Annotated in this window: 18 protein-coding genes, 1 tRNA gene and 7 pseudogenes; 10 read left to right on the plus strand and 16 right to left on the minus strand. The window is 30.4% G+C overall.

The genetic code is table 11. The features are described from left to right. Window positions 1-2 precede the first annotated feature (2 nt). A tRNA-Glu gene (locus JJC05_RS02870) sits at window positions 3-74 on the plus strand. 155 nt (window positions 75-229) lie between these two features. Next, window positions 230-481, plus strand: a complete 252-nt coding sequence (rpsT, locus tag JJC05_RS02875) for a 30S ribosomal protein S20 (protein ID WP_088394559.1) — start codon at window positions 230-232, stop codon at window positions 479-481. 361 nt (window positions 482-842) lie between these two features. On the opposite strand, the gene JJC05_RS02880 is transcribed toward rpsT, so the two are convergent. Next, on the minus strand, window positions 843-980 hold the full coding sequence (locus tag JJC05_RS02880) for a hypothetical protein (protein WP_181142895.1): 138 nt from the start codon (window positions 978-980) through the stop codon (window positions 843-845). A gap of 630 nt (window positions 981-1,610) precedes the next feature. On the opposite strand from JJC05_RS02880, the gene typA reads away from it, so the two are divergent. Next, window positions 1,611-3,410: a translational GTPase TypA gene (gene typA / locus JJC05_RS02885; RefSeq protein WP_088394447.1), complete on the plus strand. Its 1,800-nt coding sequence runs from the start codon at window positions 1,611-1,613 to the stop codon at window positions 3,408-3,410. A gap of 150 nt (window positions 3,411-3,560) precedes the next feature. On the opposite strand, the gene JJC05_RS02890 is transcribed toward typA, so the two are convergent. From JJC05_RS02890 to crtID, 11 genes and pseudogenes are all read right to left on the minus strand, one after another. Then, complete coding sequence (locus tag JJC05_RS02890; RefSeq protein ID WP_235878167.1) at window positions 3,561-3,806, minus strand: hypothetical protein; 246 nt, start codon at window positions 3,804-3,806, stop codon at window positions 3,561-3,563. Between the two features lie 46 nt (window positions 3,807-3,852). After that, complete coding sequence (locus JJC05_RS02895; RefSeq protein WP_258929438.1) at window positions 3,853-5,241, minus strand: thiol-activated cytolysin family protein; 1,389 nt, start codon at window positions 5,239-5,241, stop codon at window positions 3,853-3,855. Then, complete coding sequence (locus JJC05_RS16500) at window positions 5,193-5,528, minus strand: hypothetical protein (protein ID WP_258929439.1); 336 nt, start codon at window positions 5,526-5,528, stop codon at window positions 5,193-5,195. The genes JJC05_RS02895 and JJC05_RS16500 overlap by 49 nt, the downstream gene beginning before the upstream one ends. Before the next feature lie 66 nt (window positions 5,529-5,594). Continuing rightward, window positions 5,595-5,891, minus strand: coding sequence for a DciA family protein (locus tag JJC05_RS02900; protein ID WP_088394441.1), 297 nt, complete (start codon window positions 5,889-5,891; stop codon window positions 5,595-5,597). Continuing rightward, a complete protein-coding gene (locus tag JJC05_RS02905) occupies window positions 5,872-6,297 on the minus strand; it encodes a lipocalin family protein (RefSeq protein WP_105196421.1) in 426 nt (141 codons plus the stop codon). Before JJC05_RS02905 ends, JJC05_RS02900 begins: the two co-directional genes overlap by 20 nt. Before the next feature lie 142 nt (window positions 6,298-6,439). Further along, a pseudogene (locus JJC05_RS02910) lies at window positions 6,440-7,725 on the minus strand (cryptochrome/photolyase family protein). A 15-nt stretch (window positions 7,726-7,740) separates the two neighbouring features. Beyond that, the gene (locus JJC05_RS02915; RefSeq protein WP_127823217.1) at window positions 7,741-8,223 is read right to left on the minus strand and encodes an SRPBCC family protein; all 483 of its coding nucleotides are present in this window, start codon (window positions 8,221-8,223) and stop codon (window positions 7,741-7,743) included. After that, entirely contained in the window at window positions 8,220-8,954 is a 735-nt protein-coding gene (locus JJC05_RS02920; protein ID WP_258929440.1) for a lycopene cyclase domain-containing protein, read from the minus strand. The genes JJC05_RS02915 and JJC05_RS02920 overlap by 4 nt, the downstream gene beginning before the upstream one ends. Beyond that, window positions 8,947-9,422, minus strand: a pseudogene (locus JJC05_RS02925) (sterol desaturase family protein). Before JJC05_RS02925 ends, JJC05_RS02920 begins: the two are co-directional and overlap by 8 nt. Before the next feature lie 51 nt (window positions 9,423-9,473). Beyond that, window positions 9,474-10,321 (minus strand): annotated as a pseudogene (locus JJC05_RS02930) (phytoene/squalene synthase family protein). A gap of 6 nt (window positions 10,322-10,327) precedes the next feature. Further along, a pseudogene (gene crtID, locus JJC05_RS02935) lies at window positions 10,328-11,796 on the minus strand (bifunctional phytoene desaturase/3,4-desaturase). A gap of 284 nt (window positions 11,797-12,080) precedes the next feature. On the opposite strand from crtID, the pseudogene JJC05_RS02940 reads away from it, so the two are divergent. From JJC05_RS02940 to JJC05_RS02970, 7 genes and pseudogenes are all read left to right on the plus strand, one after another. Continuing rightward, a pseudogene (locus tag JJC05_RS02940) lies at window positions 12,081-13,498 on the plus strand (SDR family oxidoreductase). Between the two features lies 1 nt (window position 13,499). Continuing rightward, window positions 13,500-13,787 carry a TIGR03643 family protein gene (locus tag JJC05_RS02945; RefSeq protein WP_105196412.1) on the plus strand — a complete coding sequence of 96 codons (288 nt, stop codon included), beginning with the start codon at window positions 13,500-13,502 and terminating at the stop codon, window positions 13,785-13,787. Then, complete coding sequence (locus JJC05_RS02950; RefSeq protein ID WP_127823222.1) at window positions 13,784-14,482, plus strand: SDR family NAD(P)-dependent oxidoreductase; 699 nt, start codon at window positions 13,784-13,786, stop codon at window positions 14,480-14,482. The genes JJC05_RS02945 and JJC05_RS02950 overlap by 4 nt, the downstream gene beginning before the upstream one ends. A gap of 6 nt (window positions 14,483-14,488) precedes the next feature. Further along, window positions 14,489-15,133, plus strand: coding sequence for a MarR family winged helix-turn-helix transcriptional regulator (locus JJC05_RS02955; protein WP_127823223.1), 645 nt, complete (start codon window positions 14,489-14,491; stop codon window positions 15,131-15,133). Between the two features lie 516 nt (window positions 15,134-15,649). Then, a complete protein-coding gene (locus JJC05_RS02960; protein ID WP_127823224.1) occupies window positions 15,650-17,113 on the plus strand; it encodes an FAD-binding oxidoreductase in 1,464 nt (487 codons plus the stop codon). A 95-nt stretch (window positions 17,114-17,208) separates the two neighbouring features. Then, the gene (locus JJC05_RS02965; RefSeq protein WP_105196408.1) at window positions 17,209-17,697 is read left to right on the plus strand and encodes a GNAT family N-acetyltransferase; all 489 of its coding nucleotides are present in this window, start codon (window positions 17,209-17,211) and stop codon (window positions 17,695-17,697) included. 315 nt (window positions 17,698-18,012) lie between these two features. Next, window positions 18,013-19,092, plus strand: a complete 1,080-nt coding sequence (locus JJC05_RS02970; protein WP_235878169.1) for a serine hydrolase domain-containing protein — start codon at window positions 18,013-18,015, stop codon at window positions 19,090-19,092. A 17-nt stretch (window positions 19,093-19,109) separates the two neighbouring features. Here JJC05_RS02970 and JJC05_RS02975 read toward each other — a convergent pair whose 3' ends face one another. The 4 genes and pseudogenes from JJC05_RS02975 to JJC05_RS02990 form a co-directional block, all read right to left on the minus strand. Further along, entirely contained in the window at window positions 19,110-19,724 is a 615-nt protein-coding gene (locus JJC05_RS02975) for a glutathione peroxidase (RefSeq protein WP_105196406.1), read from the minus strand. Window positions 19,725-19,930: 206 nt separating this feature from the next. Then, window positions 19,931-20,409: pseudogene (locus JJC05_RS02980) on the minus strand (glutathione peroxidase). Between the two features lie 76 nt (window positions 20,410-20,485). Next, window positions 20,486-23,617 (minus strand): annotated as a pseudogene (locus JJC05_RS02985) (cytochrome c biogenesis protein). 152 nt (window positions 23,618-23,769) lie between these two features. Next, window positions 23,770-24,213: a hypothetical protein gene (locus JJC05_RS02990; RefSeq protein WP_088390416.1), complete on the minus strand. Its 444-nt coding sequence runs from the start codon at window positions 24,211-24,213 to the stop codon at window positions 23,770-23,772. Window positions 24,214-24,324: the final 111 nt, after the last annotated feature.

The raw sequence follows: 24,324 nt of genomic DNA on the forward strand, positions 1-24,324 counted from the left end.
TTGGCCCGTTCGTCTATCGGTTAGGACTCAAGATTTTCATTCTTGCAAGAGGGGTTCGATTCCCCTACGGGCTACTAATTAGTTGTAAATAAGTTTTATAAAATAATTGCTTAGTGTCTCAAGTATTATTTTATTAGTTAAAACCAAAGTAATTATTAAAATAATTATGGGAGGTTTTTCTTTTTAACTAGTAGTTTATAAATTATTATTACAATTAAAATTAAAGAAAATGGCAAATCATAAGTCAGCATTAAAAAGAATCAGAAGTAACGAAAAGAAAAGAGTATTAAACAGATACCAACACAAAACTACTCGTAATGCTATAAAAGCTATTCGTTTAGCTACAGATAAAGCAGAGGCAGTTGCTAAATTACCAAGTGTTATTTCAATGATTGATAAATTAGCTAAGAAAAATATCATACACGACAATAAAGCTTCTAACTTAAAGTCTAAATTAACAAGACACGTAGCTGCTTTATAATTTATAATTAAGTGTTCAAAAAATAAATCCCGAATAATTCGGGATTTTTTATTTCCCCTATTTCATTCCAAAATAAATATCATCAATCCAAATCTTATTAAACTCAAACAAAGCGGACGAACAAAACAAAACTATCTCTTTTTTATCTTTCTCACAATTCAAGCACATACTTCAATTTTAATTATCAAAACACCTCTTATTTCTTCTTCCAAAATTCTCCTTAAGCATTGAATTTATTGTTTTTTCACAATAAAGCTTTATGAACAATTGAATTTAAACGGAATAGTCTTTTTTATAAATCCCCTATTTCACCGCCTCACAAAAGCCATTTCAAAAAACAAAACCATCGTTACAATCTAACTCAAAACCTCTTTTCAAGAACCAATATCTCTCCTAGCCCCATTACCTTACAATCTATTAAAGCTACTAACCACTTGTTTCCATCATATCCCATTCGTATATTTACATAATTCCAATCTCCTTCTCTTATTATTTTCACACTAAACTGCACTAATAAATCATTCTACCTTTTCACAAAAAACATTAAACCTTTTAAATAAAGACAAAATACTTCTTATTTTTTATTATATTCCATCTACCTCATCTCTTAACACTTCATTAATCTTATTAAAATACTTTTTAATTCCATTTAGATATTGCCGTCCGCAAATTACAACAATAACAATCCCTAAATTTAAATTAATATATACACCAACTCTTTCTAATAAATATTATACATCCAAATGATTCTTTTTAGCAGAGCAGAAAGCATCTAGCCCTTTTTATTGGTATTTTTGTTCTTTAAACCAAAACAAGCTTCAAAATACCGATTTATCACCCACACACCCAAACACTCCTCCTTGTAATTATTCTCAACCCCATTTTCTTTAATCCTTTTCAATATTCTAATTATAAGATAACGATAAACAACGACAAAATATCCTAAGAGATCATTTTTCCTCAGATTTTCTAACAATTAAATCTGAAATTTGTATCACTTATTTAATAGTTTTAACTTCCATAGTTTCCATTTTTTCACAAAGAGAACAAATCTTTTTAAACTAATCAACAGTTAACGATTGAATTAGAAAAAAATAATTGTAATTTTGCACCTTCAAAAATCACACACATGGAATCAATTAGAAATATTGCCATTATCGCACACGTTGACCACGGCAAAACAACTTTGGTTGACAAAATTATGTACCACTGTCAATTATTCAGAGAAAACGAAAATACAGGAGATTTAATTCTTGACAACAATGATTTAGAACGCGAACGCGGTATCACAATTACTTCTAAAAACGTATCCGTAACTTATAAAGGAACTAAGATTAATATTATTGACACTCCCGGTCACGCGGATTTTGGTGGAGAAGTAGAACGCGTATTAAACATGGCAGACGGAGTATGCTTATTAGTAGACGCTTTTGAAGGGCCTATGCCACAGACTCGTTTTGTATTACAAAAAGCAATTGATTTAGGTTTAAAACCATGTGTGGTTATAAACAAAGTAGATAAAGAAAACTGTACTCCTGAAGAAGTACACGAAAAAGTTTTCGATTTAATGTTTGAATTAGGAGCCACTGAAGAACAGTTAGACTTCCCTTGTGTATATGGTTCTGCAAAGAATAATTGGATGAGCGAAGACTGGAAAGTTCAAACTTCATCTATCGAACCATTATTAGACATGGTATTAAATAATGTTCCTGCACCTAAGGTTTCTGAAGGAACACCACAAATGCTAATTACTTCGTTAGACTTTTCTTCTTTTACGGGTCGTATAGCTATTGGTCGTTTACAAAGAGGTATTTTAGCTGAAGGAATGAATATTTCATTAGTTAAACGTGATGGATCCATCACAAAATCTAAGATTAAAGAATTACATACTTTTGAAGGTCTTGGACGAAAAAAAGTACAACAGGTAACAGCTGGTGACATTTGTGCCATTGTTGGTTTAGAAGGATTTGATATTGGAGATACAATTGCTGATTTTGAAAACCCAGAAGCATTAGCAACTATTGCTATTGATGAACCAACGATGAGTATGTTATTTACAATTAATGACTCTCCTTTCTTTGGTAAAGAGGGTAAATTTGTAACTTCTCGTCATATTAAGGATCGTTTAACAAAAGAATTAGAAAAAAACTTAGCCTTACGTGTTAATGAAACTGATTCTGCTGATAAATTTATGGTGTTTGGTCGTGGTGTATTACACTTGTCTGTTTTAATTGAAACCATGCGTCGCGAAGGTTATGAATTACAAATCGGACAACCTCAAGTTATCATTAAAGAAATTGATGGTGTAAAATGTGAACCTGTAGAAGAATTAACTATTGATTTACCAGAAAACGTTTCAGGTAAAGCTGTAGAATTTGTAACAGTACGTAAAGGTGAAATGCTAAGTATGGAACCGAGAGGAGAACGTATGATTATTAAATTCATCATCCCATCTCGTGGTATCATTGGATTACGTAACCAATTATTAACTGCTACAGCAGGTGAGGCTATCATGGCACACCGTTTCTTAGAATACCAACCATACAAAGGCGAAATTGCTGGACGTATTAGTGGTTCATTAATTTGTATGGAAAACGGAAAAGCAATTCCTTACTCTATTAACAAGTTACAAGATAGAGGTAAGTTTTTTGTAGATCCAAATGAGGATGTATACGAAGGTCAGGTAGTAGGTGAAAATTCAAGAGGTGACGATATGGTTATCAACATCACCAAAACAAAACAATTAACCAACTTCCGTAGTGCAGGTGCTGATGACAAAACGAGAATTGTCCCTGCAATCAAGTTTACATTGGAAGAAGCTTTAGAATACATCCAAAAAGATGAATACGTTGAGGTAACACCAAAATCGTTACGTTTACGCAAAATCTACTTGAATGAAAATGATAGAAAACGTAATAAAATAGTCTAATTATTACAAAAAGGCTGTCCAAAAGGACAGCTTTTTTTTCTTATTAAAAATTCAACCGCTATCAAAAAACGGATTCGACTTTTAGGACACCTTATTTTCATTACCCATCATTTCTTACATTTTATTAAACCCAGATTACGCATCAGACATTTAGTACAAATAAAAAGGGGTTTTTAAAATATAAAAAACACCATACACCAGCTCTTTATTTATCTTAGCAATACGCTCTTCCCTCTTGATGTCTTTGTTGAATCGAAGTAACAAACGGTTCGTCAGATTATAGCTTTTACCCCCTATCTTCAAGAAAAATTTTTCGTGCATTTCTATTTTCTTTGCTTTTTCATCTTCTCTACGAAATCTAATGCGTAATTTGGGTTCAAACAAAAAAATCTGCACAAAAAGATTTGTACAGATTTTTTTAAATTAACTCTTTTTTATTTTCTTAATTTACAAAACTATTTCCTTTACCATTAATTTCAAAATTTACATAAGGAGAATCTCCTGTAGAAATAGTTCCTTTAACTCTAATATTGTCTTCTAATTTTTCTATAGAAGGTCTTACACTATTATTGTATAACTCGTTTTCTGTTATTTCTTTAAAACCAACTAAAACATTATTGGTTCTAGCTTGTTCCCAAGGTGCGTAGGTTCCAAAGCTTACCGTTTTACTATCCAATAAATACGAAATTTGATTAAATGTACCTGTTGCAACACCTGTTTTATGAACAGCTAAGACATATCCATATTTTCCGGCTGGAATAGAGCTTGGTGGTATATTATAAAAATAACTACCATACCAAGGAGTATAATTTTTTAATATAACTTCTCTATCGGTGTTATTAAATATGATAATCTTAGCACAATTGGCTATTCCATAATCTGATTTTAATTTATCTACTCCTTTTTTAGCTTCTTCAATAGTTTTGGTTGTGTACAAAGATTCTTGACATTCTGAATATGTAGACACTCCATTAACATTTATGGTAACATCAAGGTTAGATTCTATGTTTACCGCTGTGTATTCTATTGGATACCCCGGATTCTCTTTAGAAACCTCTGCTCCATTCACTACAAATTCTCTTACTTTTTCAAAATTTCCTGCAAAAGCTCCAAATGCGGCATCTAATCCGCCTGTTGCATTACCTCCTAATTGTTTTGCATATACTTTTGTATTTTGTAATGTACTAGCATATTTTAGTTTTTGATCAACTGTTATTTTTGCTCCCGGATTTTTATATGCAAAGTTTAAAGCTTGTTCCATCTCAAACGAGTTTTCATCTGATTCATAAACTAAAGTATATAATCTACCATAGGTTACAGATGCTATATAAGCAGCTGGATTATTTGCTCCAATATATTTATCAAATTCAGCCTTCGGATAATCCATTTTTATCCAACCAAAATCTCCTTGAAGTCCTGGTTTTGCAGATACTGATACATTGAAGAATTTTTGTTTAAGGGTTACAGCATAATATGTCTTGTTCTTTTTAAAGTTTATACCCAAACTAGCTGATAGACCTACAGCAGGTCCTGTATAACCTACTCCTAATGCTACTTGTAATTGTTTACTATCATACGTTCTCTGAATTTCAACTGCATAATTAGCCGAAAACTTAGTTCCTGATGTATAATATCCGTCTATTATTTTTTCTAAAGCACTTTGTACTTTACCGGGTGTTGGATTTTCTATTACTAAGCTTGATGGCTTTGATAAATTAGAGGAAAAAGCATCTACTTTTACTTCTATTTTATTTCTTCCGCTTTCATCAATAGGAATAGATGCTAAGTTACCTGAAACAACAGTTCCTCCTTGAATAAGGTTTCCGGCCACAATAAATGAGATCCTGACCCTAATTTTGAAAAGTTATCAAATGTTTTATTGTAACCTTCTTCAATTGTTTTACAACTCGAATAACCTCTTTCATTTGATGATGGGAAAAGGATTTTTTTACTAATTTGTAATTCTGATTTGGGACCAGCATAAATGCTTTCCCCTTTAAGATCCTTCCCTTCCTTCCCAGATTCACCGATTGTAACCTCTTCTTTGTTACAACTCAAAACGGACAATTGCATTACCGCCAGTAATGTCAATTTAGCATTTAGTTTTAAAAAATTCATATATGTATATTTGTAATTATCTCTCAATAAGCCTATTTTTTTATTATCGTTTATATGTTCTAAAAATCATCGTAATACAACGTCTTTTACTATTTCTCCTCCTAACTCTTCATTTATCATTTTTATAATTTTTTGCTTTCCGTAATTTAATTCTTCACGTAAAACAGCCGAATTCAACTCCACATATAACACAGATCCTTTTAATACAACTGCCCGTGTGTAATGATTCACTCCATTTCCCATTAAATTTTTCCAAGCGTCAACTACAGAAATTTGATTTAATCCTTTTTCCAATTTATTGGTTTCAATGATTTGCTTTAGTATATCTCCTATTGGACTGTCATTATTTAATCGCTTTGCCATCTTCCATTACTTTAGTATAATAATTTTCATTGCCATTTTCTACTTCTAAAATCATTTCTTTATCCGTTATTTTTAAAAGCTTATCTGTATGTTTTCCAAACTTTGAACTAAATTCTAAATAAATTTCGTCTTCTTTTTTAATTACTTTTATCGTTTCTTGTAAGTCGTTAATCAAAAATTTACCTGTAGGTTGCCAACGTACTTTTTTATGAAATCCATGTTCTTTATTGAGCTCAATATAATCATAATTTTCATTTATTGTATATTCTTTGTTTTCTCCTTCTTTAACTTTTACTTTTTCAATTTGCCAATAACCGTTTAATTTTTTTAATTCTTCTAATTCTATTTTTTTAGAACATGAAATAAGTAAAAAAACTAGGAATGATATGTTATAATATAGTTTCATCTTTTTTTATATTTAAAATGTAAAATGGTTTAAAAACTGGATAAAAATATAATAAAACTATTTTAAAGAAAACTTTGATAAAAGAAAAATTTTTTTACTATTATACTTGTTTTTATCTATAATTTAAGAATAAAAATTATATTTACTTCAATGCTATCTTATAGGTAAATAGACATTTCTCTCGGGCTAATTTATGATCTACTATAGGTTTTGGGTAGCGAGGTGTTTCTAGTTCAGGAATCCATTTTTTGATGTATTTTAAATCAGCATCAAACTTTTTAATTTGTTCAGTGGGATTAAATATTCTAAAGTAGGGCGCAGCATCTACTCCGCTTCCAGCTGCCCATTGCCAGTTGCCCACATTGCTCGACTGTTCGTAGTCTAATAATTTGTTGGCAAAGTAAGCTTCACCCCAGCGCCAATCGATTAGTAAATGTTTGCATAAAAAACTAGCTACTATCATACGTACCCTATTGTGCATGTGTCCTGTGGCATTGAGTTCGCGCATACCTGCATCAACAAATGGGTAACCAGTTGTTCCTTCGCACCATTTTTTGAAATTAATTTCGTCGTTTTCCCATTGAATTTGGTCATATTTTTCCTTAAAACTTTTAGTAACCGTATGCGGAAAGTGCCATAATATTTGCATAAAAAATTCTCTCCAAATAAGCTCATTCAAAAAGGTTGGATTTGCAAAACATTGGGCGTATTTTACTAGTTTCCTAATACTTATTGTCCCAAAGCGTAAATGTATACCTAGTAAAGAAGTTCCCGTATACTGGGGAAGTTTCGTGTAGCTTCATAATTTGTAACTAACTCTTCGGTGATTGTATATTTTGGTAATGAAATTAATGTTGGCTTAAAGCCTATGTTTTCTAAAGGTAAAAAAGTATAACTGTGCCAAATTATTTTATGTAAAAGTGTTTCAGAAGGATAATTCGGGAGTGCCGTAGTACTCAATTTTTCTTTCCATTTTTTTGAATAAGGTGTATAAACTACATAAGGACTTTGGTCATCTTTAACAACTTCACTTTTTTCGAAAATTACTTGATCTTTGCAGGTTTTGAAAGCTATTTTATGTGATTTTAGTAATTCATTTATAGCTTTGTCACGTTTTCTAGCAGCTGGTTCATAGTCATGATTGGCATAGACATTTTCAACTTTATTTTCTAATATAAGTTTTGAAAAAATAGCCAAAGGATCTCCGTAAAATACGGCTAAAGATTTATCAATTGTTTTTAGTTGGTTATTAATAGTTACTAGTTGTTGATGGATGAAGGTAACACGGGCATCATCTTTATCTAGTTGATCTAAAATAGTGGGATCAAAAATAAAAATAGGGACTACACTTTCATTTTCCAGTAAAGCAAAATATAAAGCCGTATTGTCTTCTAATCGTAAATCTCGTCTAAACCAAAAAATAGTCATGTATTCTAAATTTAATTATTTAAAAAGTTCTTTTAAAATATTGAATCGGCTTTCAAAAATAAATTGGACTTTGTTTGATACCCAACTTCCAAGGAGCAAATCACCAACTATGCCCATAGGTAATTTAAAATTAACAATATCAGTCATTAGGACATGACCATCTGATGTAGTTTCAAAATGATGTTCGTGGTGCCACATAGCATAGGGACCAAAACGTTGCTCATCAACAAAAAATTTTTGGTGATGAAAATGAGTTATTTCTGTTACCCAATTGTTTTTTATGAATGGTAAAATACCAATTTTATATGTAATAATTTGTCCTGCATACGTGGTATCACCTGGATTGTTTGTAATACAAAATTCCATTTCCTTAGGAGTGATTTTGTCTAAGTTTTTGGGCAAGGTAAAGAAATGCCAAGCTTCTTCTAAACTCAGCGGTAACACTTGTTTTGAGGTCAATGTATATATTCCCGATTGTTTTTTTATATCGATTTTCATGTTTTATTGATTATATGACAATTCCGTTGAATAATTCCATTTCTTTTTAGTATTTCAAATAAGATTACACTTCCATAAAGCATACTAAAGCAGTAAAAACTGTCTTCTACAGGCATAGTTCCTATTCGAATACCTAAATTTTCAAGATTGTTATAAAATACAATAGGTTGGTTTGTGAACATACCTGTAAGAACCGAATTAACTAGAAAGAAAGGAAGATAGATTATAATAAAACTCAAGTAAAATTGACGTGCATAGTTCCATCTGTAAATAGATTGGCAAAGCATTAATAAAGCAAAAAGCCCAAAACTTGAAGCAGTATAAATTTTGTCAAGATTTAGAATAAAAATTCCTGAACTAACAAGAAATAATAGGATACTAATGTTTTGTGTGGCTTTTTTATTTAATTTGATATAGGGTAAAAAATAACAAAAGGAATAATGTATAAAATTACTAGAGTAGGGGATCAATAAGAAAAAAAGCCATTCTTCAAGAGGTAGTTTCCACCAGCGAATTCCAAGTAAATAAGTATCATTGAAACCCCAAACATTTTGGTAAGCGAAATAAATATCCCAAATAATAAAAACTAATCCTACAAGTAAAATACTTATAAAATAAGGTTTCCAGAAACGTATAAAATACATCCATTTCTTTTCGAAACTAAAAAGAAAAGGAATAAGAAAACTAGCTACATCTAATACTATATAATAATATTTTTCCAAGCTATTCATTCTTTTGCATTGATTTTTTTGCTTCTTTAAAATACTTTATAGGAACAAATAACATCCCAAAACACTCACCATCATCTTTACCTAAATGTTTGTGATGCATTTTGTGCGCTTTTCGTAAGGCACGTAAATACCAATTGTTAGTATTTTCAAACCAATTAAATCGTCTGTGAATGAGTACATCGTGTATTAAAAAATAAGCCAACCCATAAAAAAATATTCCTAATCCTACAAAAAACATCCAATTAATACCATTTGTAGCTCCAAAAAGGAATAGTAAAATGCTAGGTGTTGCAAATACTACAAAAAGAAATCGTTTTTTTCAAAAACATGAGGATACCCCGGTTGATGATGATCTTCATGGAAATACCATCCTAGCCCGTGCATGATGTATTTATGGGTTAGCCAAGTTATTGCTTCCATTATTACAAACACTGCCAATGTTATAAGTGTATATTGAACTACTTCCATAATTTATTTTTAATGAGCACTTCTCTTTGTAAAGTGAATTAACTGATTTTTTTATCGAATTAAATTTAAATTTTTAAAAAACATCATTTCTCCAAAAAGATACACTTTTCTTAAATTAGAAACTCTTATTCTTTTGGTGATTAAAACTTCGGCTTCACATTGTTTAATTTTTTTAAATAAGTTAAAGTAATACTTATAAGCCATATAAACAGCAATTTTTGAGGAGATAGGTAGTAATTTTATTCCAATTAAGGCATTGGCAAAGTCATAAGCAATATCTTCTTCAATAATTAATTTGTCAGCTTTTGTAAAATGCGAAAAATTTACTTGCGGGAAGTAGGTTCTTCCTAAATCATTAAAATCGGCACTAATATCTCGTAAGAAATTTATCTTTTGGAAAGCCGCTCCTAAGCTTTGGGCATAAGGTTTAAGGTGTTCATATTCTTTTACATCACCGTTTAAAAAAACTTTCAAACACATAAGCCCCACGACTTCGGCACTACCGTAAATATATTCATTATATTTTTCATCATTTAAGTTTTTAATCTCGCCTAAATCCATCTTCATAGAATGCAAAAAAGCATCGACCAGATGTTGCGGTATTTTTTTTCTCTTTGAGTTTTGCAAAAAGAATTAATTATAGGATTTAGCGAAATCCCATTTTCTATAGATGCACGATATTCATTTTCAAACATAGTCATCAATTTAGCTTTATCATATTGATGAAAAGTATCTACAATTTCATCAGCAAAGCGCACAAATCCATAAATATTATAAATATGTTGTCTAATTTCAGGTTTAAATAATTTTGAAGCCCAAGAAAAAGAAGTGCTATACTTTTGGGTTACCATTTTAGAAGTAAGCCCAGAGATATGATCAAAAAGTTGTTCGTTATTCATAGCCTATTATTTTTGAATTTGTTTTTGTTGCTTTAAAATATAATTGCTTACTACTTTTCCAGAAATCAAAGCCGGCGGAACACCGGGCCCGTGCACAGTAAGTTGTCCTGTGTAGAAAAAATTAGTCAAATTTTTATTATCAATTTGAGGTCGTAAAATAGAGGTTTGTAAAAGTGTATTTGCTAAACCGTATGCATTGCCACGGCAGGAGTGATAACGTTCTTTAAAATCATTAACTCCAAATGATTTTTTGAATAGTACTGCATCTCTCAAATTTTCACCCGTACATTTTTCAATTCGGTCAAGAATAATGTCAAAATATTTTTCATGAATAATTGGATTATCATTCAAATCGACAGCGACAGGAATCAAGAAAAAACCAATTTCTTTTCCTTCTGGTGCCAGAGTTTCATCTGTTATACTTGAAAAATTAGCGTAAAACAAAGGCTTTTTAGGATATTCAAAAGTGTCATAAATCTCTTTGGCATGCTGTTCAAAATCAGTATCAAAAAATAAATTATGATGTAATAAATGGCTAACCTTTCTATTAAAAGCTACATAGTATAAAAATGAACTTGGAGCAAAGGTTTTCTTTTGCCAGTAGCTTTCAGCATAATTTTTATGTTCTTGTAATAATTTTTCAGTGTGAGCATAATCAGCACCAGAAATAAAAATATCTGCTAGATAGGTGTCTTTTTAGTAGTTACATTAGTGACTTTATTAGCCTGAGTAGTTATAGTAGTTACTTCTTCATTTGTATGAAAAGTTACGCCCAATTCTTTGGCTAATTTTACCATACCCATCGCTACAGCATTAAAACCACCTTTAGGATACCAAGTACCTAAACCAAAGTCTGCATAATTCATAAAGTTATAAAATGCTGGTGTTTTACTGGGTTTTGCTCCTAAAAAAAGCACAGGGAATTCAAGGATACTTCGTAGTTTCGGATTTTTAATTTTGCGTCTAATTTGTTGGGCAATGGTGGTAACAAATAAATGTAAGCGTTTTGCTGTTTCTATTGAAACTAATTCTGTTACTGATTTACCGGGGTTATAAACTAAATCGTGTATCGCTATTTCATAATTAGCTTTTGCCTCTTTTATAAATGTTTCTAACAGCGTACCACTTCCTTTTTCAATACGTTCAAAAGTTGCTATAATTTTTTCTGGGGAATCTTCAATGTCTATATAATCATTTTGACCAAAGTATACACGATACGCAGGAGTTAACTTTTCTAATTCATAATATTCGCTTACATTTTTACCAAAATCAGCAAAGAAACGCTCAAATACATCAGGCATCCAGTACCAACTTGGTCCCATATCAAATTTATAACCTTCAATTTCCATCATAGAGGCCCTACCGCCTAATTGTTCATTCTTTTCGATGACGGTTACTGAATATCCTGCCTTTGCCATGTAACAAGCTGCTGTTAATGAAGAAAAACCTGAACCTATGATTACTACTTTTTTCATTTCTTAGAATTGATTTAGTACAAAATTATACTATTTTTTTGTAAAAAGAAAAACATTTTACTAATTTTGATGTAGTGAATTTTTATAATTATATAAAAATCAACTTTTTATAAAGTTACAACAATAATAAATAGAAATATTAATTAGGCTATTAAATTGTAAAATGTTACAAGACGGTTACTGGCTACAAGTGTCAAAATATCTTAAACGATTATCACATTTTTGCTAGGAAGGTTAGATTTCTACATTGAAATTGTATATGAAGTAAATAAAATCAACAATTTATGAAAATACTAATTACAGGAACAACAGGGTATATAGCGCAACGTTTAGTGCCGCTATTACTAGAATCAAATCACGAACTAGTATGCTGTGTTCGTGATATAAATCGCACACCAAACACATTTGACAATCATCCTAATATTTCTTTTATAAAAGTTGATTTTTTAAATACGGAGCATGTGCAATTGCCAATAGATATTGATGTTTGTTATTATTTGATACATTCTATGTCGGCTTCAGGTGGTGATTTTGAAACCATGGAAAAACTATGTGCCGAGAATTTTAAAGGTTTAGTTGAAAAAACAAATTGCCAACAAGTTATTTATCTTAGTGGTATAGTTAATAACACCACGCTTTCTAAACATTTGCAATCCCGTTTTTGTGTTGAAAAAACCTTGCAATCACAAAAATATGCACTTACGACTTTTAGAGCTGGAATAATTGTGGGTAGCGGAAGTGCTTCCTTTGAAATTATTCGGGATATAGTAGAAAAGTTACCAGTAATGGTTACACCAAAATGGTTAAATACAAAAACACAATCTATTGCTATAAGAGATGTTTTGGCTTATTTATCAAAAGCAATTTTGGTTGAAGAAACGTTTAATAAATCTTTTGATATTTTCGGTCCAGAAGTACTAACCTACAAACAAATGTTAGTAAAATTTGGGGAGGTAAGAGGGTTAAAACGCTATATCCTTACTTTACCAGTCCTAACACCAAAATTATCTTCGTATTGGTTATACTTTGTCACCTCTATTTCATTCCATTTGGCCAAAGCCTTAGTTGATAGTTTAAAGGTAGAGGTTATTGGTAAACCGAGCAATATTAACGAATTACTTGGAGTGGATCCTATTCCATATAAAAAAGCAGTGGCTTTAGCTTTTCAACAAATTGAACAAAATGCCGTAGTTTCTAGTTGGAAAGATGCTATGAGTAGTGGTTTTTTTCAAAATCAATTGCAAGATTACATACAAGTTCCATCTTATGGTTGTTTTAAAGATTTACGAGTAAGAACCATCACTGATGAAAAGTCAACATTGCAAAAAATTTGGTCGATAGGAGGAAAAAATGGTTGGTACGCATTTAATTGGATGTGGGAATTACGCGGCCATATAGATAAAATTTTCGGCGGGGTAGGATTACGTAGAGGTAGAACCCATCAAACATATATAGAAGCAGGGGATTCATTAGATTTTTGGAGAGTTATTTTGGCCGATGAAAAACAAAAAAGATTATTGCTTTTTGCCGAAATGAAACTTCCAGTGAAGCTTGGTTAGAGTTTTCAATTAAAAAAAATAAACTCTATCAGCGAGCTGTTTTCAGACCTAAAGGGGTGTTAGGAAGAATATATTGGTATCTTGTTTCTCCTTTTCATGTTTTTGTTTTTAATGGGATGATTAACAAATTGGTAAATAAATAAGATGAAAAGTGCTAGCAATTTTGAACAAAACTCTATAGATCGTATAATTGAAATGGCTTGGGAAGATCGAACACCTTTTGAAGCTATTACCTATCAGTTTACTATTTCTGAGAAGGAAGTAATCACACTTATGAGAAATGAACTCAAAGAAAGTTCCTTCAAGTTATGGAGAAAAAGAGTTAATTCTGGTATAAGTAGTAAACATCTGCAAAAAAGAAATCCAGAAATAAAGCGTTTTAAATGTACAAGGCAGCGAAATATTAGTCTTAATAAAATATCGAAGAGATGAAAAATATAATAATTGTTGGTTGTGGTAACGGAATAGGACTTGCTACAGTAAAAGCGTTGCATACTTCACATAATGTCATAGGAATTTCAAAGACTTTTTCTACTGAATTAAATGCTTTGGATATCCAATTTTATGAAAAAAATATCCTAACAGATGATATAACAACTATTGAATTTCCTGAAGTAATTGACGGACTTGTTTACGCTCCTGGTAGTATTAATTTAAAACCTTTTCATCGTTTGACTGCAGAAGATTTTATAAATGATTTCGAAATTAATGTATTAGGTGCTGTAAAAGTGATCCAAAAAGTATTACCTAATTTAAAAAAATCAAATACTTCAAGTATTGTACTTTTTAGCAGTGTAGCGGCTAAGATGGGTATGCCTTTTCATGCATCAATTGCAACGAGTAAAAGTGCAGTGGAAGGATTAGTAAAAAGTTTAGCAGCCGAATTTGCCCAACATAAAATTCGTGTAAATGCGATAGCACCTTCATTGACAAAGACAAAACTTTCGGGTGCATTACTAGCCACTCCAGAGAAAATGGAAGCAGCAGCAAAGCGTCATCCTATACAGAATATTGGAGATCCTGATGATATTGCAAAAATGATTGTATTTTTGCTTTCAGATTCTTCTGCTTGGATGACAGGACAAATTATAGGAATAGATGGAGGAATGAGCAATTTAAAATTGTGATTTAAAATGAATACCGATTTTTTTATACAATTATTACTAAAAGTTAAAGAGTTTGAAGAGGAAGTTCCTTTTAAAAACAGCGTAACAGTCGATGAATTTCGTTTGTGGCTTAATGAAAAAGCATATCAAGAAACAAATCCAACTGCTTTATTTAAAAAAGAAAATAAAACTGTTTTTGATATAGAAAATGAAATAGCGAAACAAGTAATATTGTTAGGACGTTTTTCAAAGCAAATGATTAGAAGAGGACTGAAAGACTTTCCGCAATTAGCTAATGAAGAGTTTACCTATTTATACCGAATGATTGATGAGGATTCGCTTACCAAAATGCAGTTGATAGAAAGAAATGCACATGAAAAACAAACTGGCATAGAAATAATAAAACGTTTAGTGAAAAATGATTTATTAGAAGAACTTCCAGATGAAAAAGACAAACGTATAACCCGATTACGTATTACACCAAAAGGGAAAACCTATTTTAATGAATCAGTAGAAGGTGTAACCCGAATTTCAAGAGTTTTAGCCGCTAGGTTACAGGAAGATGAAAAATCAGACTTGCTTGCCTTACTCAAAAAATTAAATGAATTCCATTTTAATGTCTATTTTAATCACAAGGATTCTAATATAGATGAAATTAATGAGTTGATTTGATTTTCTCATATCATTTCTTGGCGTTTTTTAATCTAGATTACGTCTTCTAATATATTTCAAATAAAAAGTCTATCGTGCAATTTAGTCTAAAAACAGTTCATAAAATTACCTTTAACAAAAAGAATCTTTAAACCCAAATTCCGCATTAGACCCGAGCGTAGCGAATAGACGAAGTAAATCTATTCCTCTTTATTTTTCTTCTCAACGAAGTCTAATGTAGAATCTGGGTTTAAAGTAATAACCTAACATCTAGTTTGTACTTTCGTAATAGGAAAAAGGCGCATTATTAGCACTATATCATTTACTTTTTCTATTCATTCCGTCAGTACATCCCCGGAGCCGAAACAACAAAATTGCAATCTTTTAAGAAATTTACATTATCGGTTGTCATCCCTTTCATAGTAAAGTCTTTTGGCAAGCAAACGAACAAGCAAAATGTGTAGTTTGAGGAATTAAAATATTAAACAAAATAAAACGTTAATCATAATATTAAAACGTTTATAACCATACTAAAATATGAAGAAAAAACATCTTTGGATAATTGGTCTTTTGACAGTATTACTATTTTTATGTATTCCAACCTTTCATCTACTTAAAACAAAATTTAAAGAAGGTAACAACGTACAGACAATTCCAAACGGCTATACAAATGATGCCAGTCTATTGAATTTAACCAAAGTTGATACTATAATTCAAGTTCCCAATAACAAGACAGAAATTGAAACTCAACTGAAAGACATATTGAAATATGCAAAACAAAATAGATTAAAAATTTCTATTGCAGGTGCAAAACATAGTATGGGAGGACACACAATTTATCCAAATGGAATTGTTTTAAATATGCTTCCATACAAGGAAATGCATCTAGACTCTATACATAATATTTTAACAATTGGTTCAGGTGCTTTGTGGGAAGATGCTTTAAAATATTTAGATAAATACGGCAAATCCATTTCAATAATGCAAGCGTTTAGTTCATTTTCAATTGGAGGTTCTATTAGCGTAAATGGGCACGGTTGGCAAAAAAATTTACCTCCAATTTCAGCAAGCGTCATTTCATTTACATTACTAACACAAGAAGGCAAAATTGTAAATTGTAGCAGACAAGAAAATCAGGAGCTTTTTCATTTGGTAATTGGTGGTTATGGCTTATTTGGTGTCATCTTAGACATAAAGTTAAAAGTGGTTGAAAATATAGCTTTACAATATAAATACATCCGTTTAAAACCAGATCATTATATCAGTTATTATAAAAATTACATTTCTAAAAATCCAAATGTAAATCTTGTATTTGGACGACTCCGAATTTCTAAAAAACATTTTTTAGAAGAAGCAACATTAAATTTCTTTGAAAAAGTAAAAGCTAAAATTCCCGTTCTAAAAAATAAAAGAAGCACTGAAATACAAAGATTAGTTTTTAGAGGAAGCGTAAATAATGAATATGGTAAACGGCTTCGTTGGGACTTAGAAACAGGAATGAATAAAGTTTCTAAAAACACCATTTATTCAAGAAACGAACTTTTAAATGACCACGTTTCGCTAATTGAAAACAAAGATCCTTCTTCAACTGACTTACTTCACGAGTATTTTATTCCTGAAAGAAATTTTACTCAATACATTAACGATATAAAAACGATATTAAAAAATTCTAAAATTGATTTGCTTAACATTACCATTCGCGGTGTTCAGCAAGATAATGATAGCTATTTGACTTACGCACGAGAAAATGTCTTTGGCTTTGTTTTTTTATTCAATCAAAAGAAAACAGACGAACAAGAAAAAGAAATGAAATTTTTAACAAATCAACTTGTAGACATTGCATTAAAAAATGAGGGAACATTTTACTTACCTTACCGTTTGCATATTAACAGAGAGAAAATGAGAAAATCATATCCGAATGCAGATCGTTTTTTTAAACTCAAATTAAAATATGATCCATACGAAATATTTAATAATAAGTTTTACGAACATTACAAATAAACAGTTGATCATTCATAACTACGGTTTCGTTCGAGTCAAAAACAAACAATAAAAAAGTAGCTGGTGAAAAACTTAACTCTACTAAATTCAAAAAAATGACGACTAATATTGAAATAAAAAAGAAAACGAAGCTAACAAAACAAGAAAAAATACAACTATTTAATTTGTGGAATAATGAATATCCTGAAAAACTTACTTACGATAATTTAACAGAGTTTGATAAATACTTATTCCAATTAAAAAATAAAAATCATTATTTATTAACAAGTATAGACCTATTCATTTTAGGCTGGGCTATAACATTTGAGAGAGAAAATGAAAAATGGTTTGCTCTTATTTTATCACAAAAAATACAAGGAAAAGGTTTAGGCAAAAAAATACTTGACGAACTAAAAAAACATGAACAAAGTTTAAATGGTTGGGTAATTGACCATCATGATGACAAAAAGAAAAACGGAGATCAATACATTTCACCATTGAAATTTTATGAAAAGTGTGGTTTTAAAATTTTTATAGATGAAAGACTTGAGCTTGATAAAATTTCAGCAGTACGAATAAGATGGCAAAGTAAAACCAGCTACTAATAGCTAAGATTTTGTTACTCTTCGAGTCTTACCTTGCCCGCAATTGGGATTTTCTTAAAAGATTGTGATCTTATTCGATCAAAAGGGGGACGAAGTGAATAGATAAAGCAAATGACATGGTGCTAATAATACTACTTTCTCTATCCTGAAACCGTTGATGGACTTACAGATATGAAAGAATATGAAATTGTTTTCAAAAAAAGAAGTATCTAAAATACTAAGGAAACTGATAAATTCTTATATTGTAACAAGTGGTTTTTCTTATAATTTACAGGTAAAGTAATACTCTATAGGATTAACCAAAATTATAAGCAGATGAAAAAAAGCATCAATATATTATCTCTTTTTTTATTCTTATTTTTAGGATTAATGGGGTGTCAATCTGAAAATGACATTCAAAAAACAGCTACTACAGAGAAAATGTACTTTCCTCCTACTCTTTCAAGTGATTGGGAAACACTAAGCATGAGTAATCTTAACTGGAATACACTTTATCTAGAATCATTAAAAACATATTTAAAGGATTCAAACACAAAATCATTTATGATTTTAGTTAACGGACGTATTGTAATCGAAGAATATTTTAATGGGCATTCGGCCAATCAAATATGGCAATGGAATAGTGCGGGAAAAACACTCACTTCTGCCCTAACAGGCATTGCTCAACAAGAAAACCTGTTAAATATAAACGATAAAGTATCTCAATATTTAGGAACCGCATGGACTAGTGCTCCTCTTGACAAAGAGCATCTTATTACCTGTAAGAATCTGCTAACAATGACTTCAGGAATTAATGATACACAAGGCGATAAAACCACTCCTTCTGATCTTATTTATAAAGCGGATGCTGGTACAAGATGGGCTTATCATAATATTTTTCAAAAGCAAATGGATGTTATAGCTCATGTTAGCAATACCAGTTTTGATAACTATTTTAATTTAAAATTAAAAAATAGAATAGGAATGGATGGCACTTGGTATCACGGAGCTATTTATAGAATTTATTATAGTAGTACAAGAAGCATGGCGCGTTTTGGTTTACTAGCTCTTAACAAAGGAAAATGGCATGATGAATCTATAATACAAGAGTCTTTCTTTAATGAATGTATTACCAGTTCACAAAACATTAATAAATCCTATGGCTATTTTTGGTGGATAAATGGGAAAGCTTCTTTTATGCTACCTAACTCACAAAATGTATTTACAGGTTCATTAATACCAAATGCTCCTTCTGATATGTATATGGCTATGGGGGCTTCAGATCAGAGGATATATGTTATTCCTAGCAAAAAGATGGTAATTATACGTATGGGGGAATCTAGCACCTTAAATAATCCTGGATTATCCGATTTTGACACACAATTGTGGCATAAAATAAATGCGCTGATCAGCTGATTGATAGCGCATTTATTTTATGATTTTATCCACTCTAAAACAGCTGGACTGTCGGGGGGAATATGAGGTCCTAAAACTTGGTCAACATGACCATTTTCGTTAATTAAATATTTTTGAAAATTCCAGTGGAGTACATTATCTTTTAATCCATTTTTCTTTTTATTCATCAAAAATTGATATACTGGATTTTTATTATTTCCTTTTAAACTCATTTTTCCCATTATAGGAAATGTTACGCCATATTTTGTTTTACAAAAAGTTTTAATCCCAGCGTTTTCTAAAGGTTCTGAATTTCCAAAATCATTAGAAGGGAATGCTACAATTTCGAGGCCTTCCTCTTGATATTTCGCATACATTTCTTGTAACAACTCTAACTGATCTGTAAATCCACAATCCGTAGCGGTATTAACAATTATTATTTTTTTTCCTCTTAACTTTGAAAAATCAAAAATTTTCCCATTTATATCTACGACTTGATATTGATAGATCGTTTGTCCTTCTAAATTTTTTTCAATAACAATTTCTTGTAAACCTTTAGCTTCTCTACTTGAATCATCATTTTTTAAAGTCTCTTCTTGATTTTTACATGAAAACACAAGTATAGACATTAATAATAAAACTTCTTTTCTCATTTTTTAGTCTTATTTTAATTAGCTGTTTTTGGATGTAGCGAATTTAAAAAAAAGTTAAAACTATACCTATATTTTTTAAATAAAAAAATGTCTCAAAAACTTATTAACACGTTCAAAATTACCAGAAAAAAGGAAAATGATAGGATAATACGTTTTTATTTTTACTGAAATAATATAGTGTTTTTATCTTTTGAGACATCTTCTATTTAGGATTTTACCCAATTAACAACTTCATCTGAATTAGGCAAAGTTTGAGGGGATATTACTTGAACTAATTTTCCCTTTTCATCTATTAAATATTTTTGAAAATTCCATTTTACCTCACTATCGGATACCCCATTTTGTTTTTTTTGTGTTAAAAACTGATAAAGAGGGTGCATATCATTTCCTTTTACTGATATTTTTTCCATCATAGGAAAAGAAACACCATAATTTTTCTTACAAAAAGTAGCAATTTGATCATTACTTCCGGCTCTTGAGCCCCAAAATTGTTAGCCGGAAATCCTACTATAATAAAATTTTGATCTTTAAAAGTCTTATACAATTCTTCTAATTGTGCATATTGTGGCGTTAACCCACATTCTGAAGCTGTATTTACAATTAGTACTTTTTTTCCTTTTAATTTAGCAAGATCAAACTCTTTCCCGTTTATATCTTTTACTTTAAATTGATAAATTGTATTCATATACTCATCGTTTGATTTACTTTTTTGCCCCCAAATAATTATAGTACAAAAAAGCATACATAAAGTTGCAATAATTCTACTCATTTTTTTTAGATTTTAAAATTTTATAATAAACTAAGATTGAAAACAATAAAAAACCTGCAAGCAGTTTAATGTAAATTTCTACATTCTGACGTTCTCCTGTAGCATACGAATGAAGTCCACTTAAATGAAAATTAACTCCAAAATAGGTCATTAATACGGATGCGAAAGCTAAAACACTAAAAAAATTATAGATAAATTTTCCTCTTAACGCAGGAACAAAACGCATGTGAATTACGAAACCATATACCATAATACTAATTAAAGCCCAAGTTTCCTTAGGATCCCATCCCCAATAACGTCCCCAACTTTCATTGGCCCATTGTCCACCTAAAAAGTTTCCTATTGTAAGCATGACTAAACCAACTGTTAATGCCATTTCGTTGATATAAGTAATTTCTTTAATATTTAAATCCATTACTTTTTGATTCTTTTGGTTTGTAAATAACATTAAGAACATGGCTACTAATCCTAATATAGCACCTAGAGCGAATGGTCCGTAACTACCTACAATTATCGCTACGTGAATCATTAACCAATAAGAGTTTAATACAGGTTGCAGGTTCGCTATTTGCGGATCTAACCAGCTTTGATGTGCTACCCACAAAATCATAGAAGCCACAAAAGCTGTTGAAGCTACTGTTAAATTTGACTTTCTACCAAAAAACAAACCAAATAGCATGATAGACCAACCTACATAAATCATCGATTCATACGCATTACTCCACGGCGCATGCCCTGAAATATACCATCTAGCAATGAGTCCTATAGTGTGTATTAAAAAAAATATTCCTAAAAGAACGTGAAATGTTTTAACAGAAAAATATACCCATTTTGCTTTATTAAATATTTGTACAATTACAAAAACAAACATTAACAATCCTGCTAACATATACCACGAATACAATCTTTTAAAAACATCATATTTATTATATAATATTTCAGCATTAATTTTTTTGTCTGAAGGTCTTACAGCAGCTCCATATTTTTTTTGATACTTTTCTAATCCTATTACTAAACTATTTGCCAATGTATAGTCCTTAGAAGTCGTTGCTTTATCCAAAGAGTTTAGATAAAAAGGTAATACATTTTTAATTGTGTCTAATGAGGTACCTGTAGAATGGTTAATTTCTAAAAAGCTAACCCATTTGTTATTTTTATCACTTGGCACAGGAAATATCTTTAAAATCTGACCTGAAATAGCCGAATAGAGTAAATTAACTTTTTTATCGGCTTCTATAAAGTCTTTTTCAAATTGATTAGGCACCGTTGCTTTATACGCTTTATCCAATTGTTGAGACAATTTATAATTTCCTCTTTCATCAAAGAAGTCAATTAATTTAGCATATTTCGTTTTCTTTTCAATACCTAGTAGTTTATGAATACTATCATTGTCTTTTTGCATGAAAATGATCGGAATTTCATACCATATTTGTGGAAATTGTGTCATCGACAAGAAAACTTGATCTGAGTTCATTTCCTTATAGGTATCTTTTTTACTCACTTTACGTAATAATTCTGAAGAAAAGGTATTAATTGGTTTCATACGTCCTCCTTCATCTTGAATAACCAAACGACCAAATTTGGCTGCTTGATTTTCAGGCACTTTATAACGTTTTAGTATTGAATCTATTTGTTGTTCTGTTGGGATGACGTGTGTTTGTTTTTTTTGAGCATTCAAAGAAAATGTAAAAAATATAGCTACAATGGCTAGCATACTGGCTTTCTTATTACGTACTTTTTCTAATTTCTTTTTAAGATCATTAAAACGGGTATCTCCTAAAAACAAGATAGCTATTAATCCAATATACAACAAAGTATAACCTAAGTAAGTCATCCAAGTTCCCCAAAAATCATGATTTACTGATAATTTTGTTCCTTTTTCATCAGGATCAAATCCTGATTGAAAAAAACGATACCCTTTATGGTCTAAAATATGATTCATGTAAATACGTGTATCAAATGGTTTTTCATCTAATATAGTTACTTGACTCTCAAAAGCAGAATAGCTCTTTTCAGTACCGGGGATATTTTGATGCTATAAATTTATTTAATCTAACTTTAAACGGTAATTCATAAATTTTGCTTCCAAACTGAAACGTGTATTCTAAACCGCCTTGTTTAAAAGCTACTGGTTCACCGGGTTTCCTTTTTGTCCTAATAATGTAATTATTTTTTCTTTTCCTTCATTTGTAACTTTCAAAACTAAAGCATCATTACTTTCTTTATCTTTATAGTTTCCATTTGATTTATAATCCTTTACTCCTTTCATAGCTACTTCAGGAAATACAAACTGAGTTCCGCCAACATTATACAAAGAACGATACATTAAAGGTGTTTTCTTATTTTTTGTAACAGTCCCTTTTAGCTGATCTGCCATTCGCATAAAATGACCATCAAAAGGCGATTCTATTGTAGACTCTTCATCGTTAATTGTAATATTAACAGCTCCTTTTGTGTAATGATTTAATGAAAATAATATGTTGTGGATACTTGCTACTTCTCCTTCTTTCAAATAATGCTCATGGCGTTGTCCATTTCCGGCTTCAACCATTTTTAGATAGAATTTCCCTTTTGGATCTTCTTTTATGGTTTCTTTTGCTCCCATAATAAAATCTACTAACTCTACTTTGAAAGGAGTTTTATCAAATTGTTCCTCATCTATAAAATGATTATTCACTGCTGCTGACAATAAAAGAGGTTTTTCAAACACTCTTCTTTTAAATTCGTTTTTGTGCATCCCATCAACAAAATAAGTTAAATAGGTACGATCTGAATAGAACTGATTTTCAGTAGCACCTTCACGAATAGGCATAATTCCTTCATAACTAATATAACGTGTAATGAAAGCCCCTAACAGTATAAACAAAAAAGAAAGGTGAAGCAATAACGTAGCCCATTTTTCTTTTTTATATAATTGATAGCGTTTTATATTCCCTAAGAAATTAATAACAAAAAATATCATTATTACTTCAAACCACCAAGCGTTATAAATAATAATACGCGCAGTATCTGTATTATAGGCATCCTCTATAAATGTTCCTGCTGCCATAGCTGCTGCAAAAACCAAAAACAAGATAGCCATCAACCGAGTTGAAAACAGAAAGGAAAAGATCTTTTTATCCATGATTGGGAAATTCATTTTTTTTTAAGCTGTACAAAAGTACTTATTTTGTTTCTTTAATGCTTTTATCTTTGCTTTTTTTAAGATTTTTTTATAAATAAAAAACGAGACCTTACTATTAAAGATCTCGTTATAGGATAATATTGTATAGAAAATTACGATTTTTCAAATAATTTCTTAACTTCTTCTAATGTCATTGCCTCTGAAATACCAGTAGTAGCAGTAGCTTTGTTGGTCGTCATAAATTGTACCGTTGTTTTTGCTGTTGACTTGACATAATGTAACCAAATAAAATCATTTGGCAATTCTAATTTAATATCATACATAGGTGATGCGTTAAAACCGTCTACAATGATTTTATATAAATTATCATAATCATTTTCTAAATTTTTAAAAGAAAAATTACGTATAGGTGATTCTTCTGGGTTTTCTATATCTTTATAAAAAAAGGTATAGATATTTCCTTCTTTATGTACATATATACTATTATTCCCTACTCTTCCTAAACGCTCTAAAGGAGTCGTAGGGATTACTTTTATCTGACTAAAACCAGAATAAGAACAAATAAAAAATAGGGATAAGCTTAATAATTTTCTCATAAAATATTAATTTAGAAATTGAATATTTTAGCAAAATAAAACTTTTTTTCTTCCTTTTCCCAATTTAGTTAAAAATATATTAACTTTTTTTGTTGAAAACCTCTTAGCTAA

The sequence above is a fragment of the Flavobacterium davisii genome, assembly GCF_019565505.1.
GTDB classification, from domain to species: Bacteria; Bacteroidota; Bacteroidia; order Flavobacteriales; family Flavobacteriaceae; genus Flavobacterium; species Flavobacterium davisii.

Bases quoted from the DNA above. Each gene is read 5' to 3' on its own strand.
- JJC05_RS02945 (WP_105196412.1), top strand. From the start codon at position 13,500: ATGAAAAGTGCTAGCAATTTTGAACAAAACTCTATAGATCGTATAATT.
- JJC05_RS02920 (WP_258929440.1), bottom strand. From the start codon at position 8,954: ATGAATAGCTTGGAAAAATATTATTATATAGTATTAGATGTAGCTAGT.
- JJC05_RS02915 (WP_127823217.1), bottom strand. From the start codon at position 8,223: ATGAAAATCGATATAAAAAAACAATCGGGAATATATACATTGACCTCA.
- JJC05_RS02955 (WP_127823223.1), top strand. From the start codon at position 14,489: ATGAATACCGATTTTTTTATACAATTATTACTAAAAGTTAAAGAGTTT.
- JJC05_RS02900 (WP_088394441.1), bottom strand. From the start codon at position 5,891: ATGGCAAAGCGATTAAATAATGACAGTCCAATAGGAGATATACTAAAG.
- JJC05_RS02905 (WP_105196421.1), bottom strand. From the start codon at position 6,297: ATGAAACTATATTATAACATATCATTCCTAGTTTTTTTACTTATTTCA.
- JJC05_RS02950 (WP_127823222.1), top strand. From the start codon at position 13,784: ATGAAAAATATAATAATTGTTGGTTGTGGTAACGGAATAGGACTTGCT.
- JJC05_RS02990 (WP_088390416.1), bottom strand. From the start codon at position 24,213: ATGAGAAAATTATTAAGCTTATCCCTATTTTTTATTTGTTCTTATTCT.
- JJC05_RS02960 (WP_127823224.1), top strand. From the start codon at position 15,650: ATGAAGAAAAAACATCTTTGGATAATTGGTCTTTTGACAGTATTACTA.
- JJC05_RS02965 (WP_105196408.1), top strand. From the start codon at position 17,209: ATGACGACTAATATTGAAATAAAAAAGAAAACGAAGCTAACAAAACAA.
- typA (WP_088394447.1), top strand. From the start codon at position 1,611: ATGGAATCAATTAGAAATATTGCCATTATCGCACACGTTGACCACGGC.
- JJC05_RS16500 (WP_258929439.1), bottom strand. From the start codon at position 5,528: ATGAATTTTTTAAAACTAAATGCTAAATTGACATTACTGGCGGTAATG.
- rpsT (WP_088394559.1), top strand. From the start codon at position 230: ATGGCAAATCATAAGTCAGCATTAAAAAGAATCAGAAGTAACGAAAAG.
- JJC05_RS02975 (WP_105196406.1), bottom strand. From the start codon at position 19,724: ATGAGAAAAGAAGTTTTATTATTAATGTCTATACTTGTGTTTTCATGT.
- JJC05_RS02970 (WP_235878169.1), top strand. From the start codon at position 18,013: ATGAAAAAAAGCATCAATATATTATCTCTTTTTTTATTCTTATTTTTA.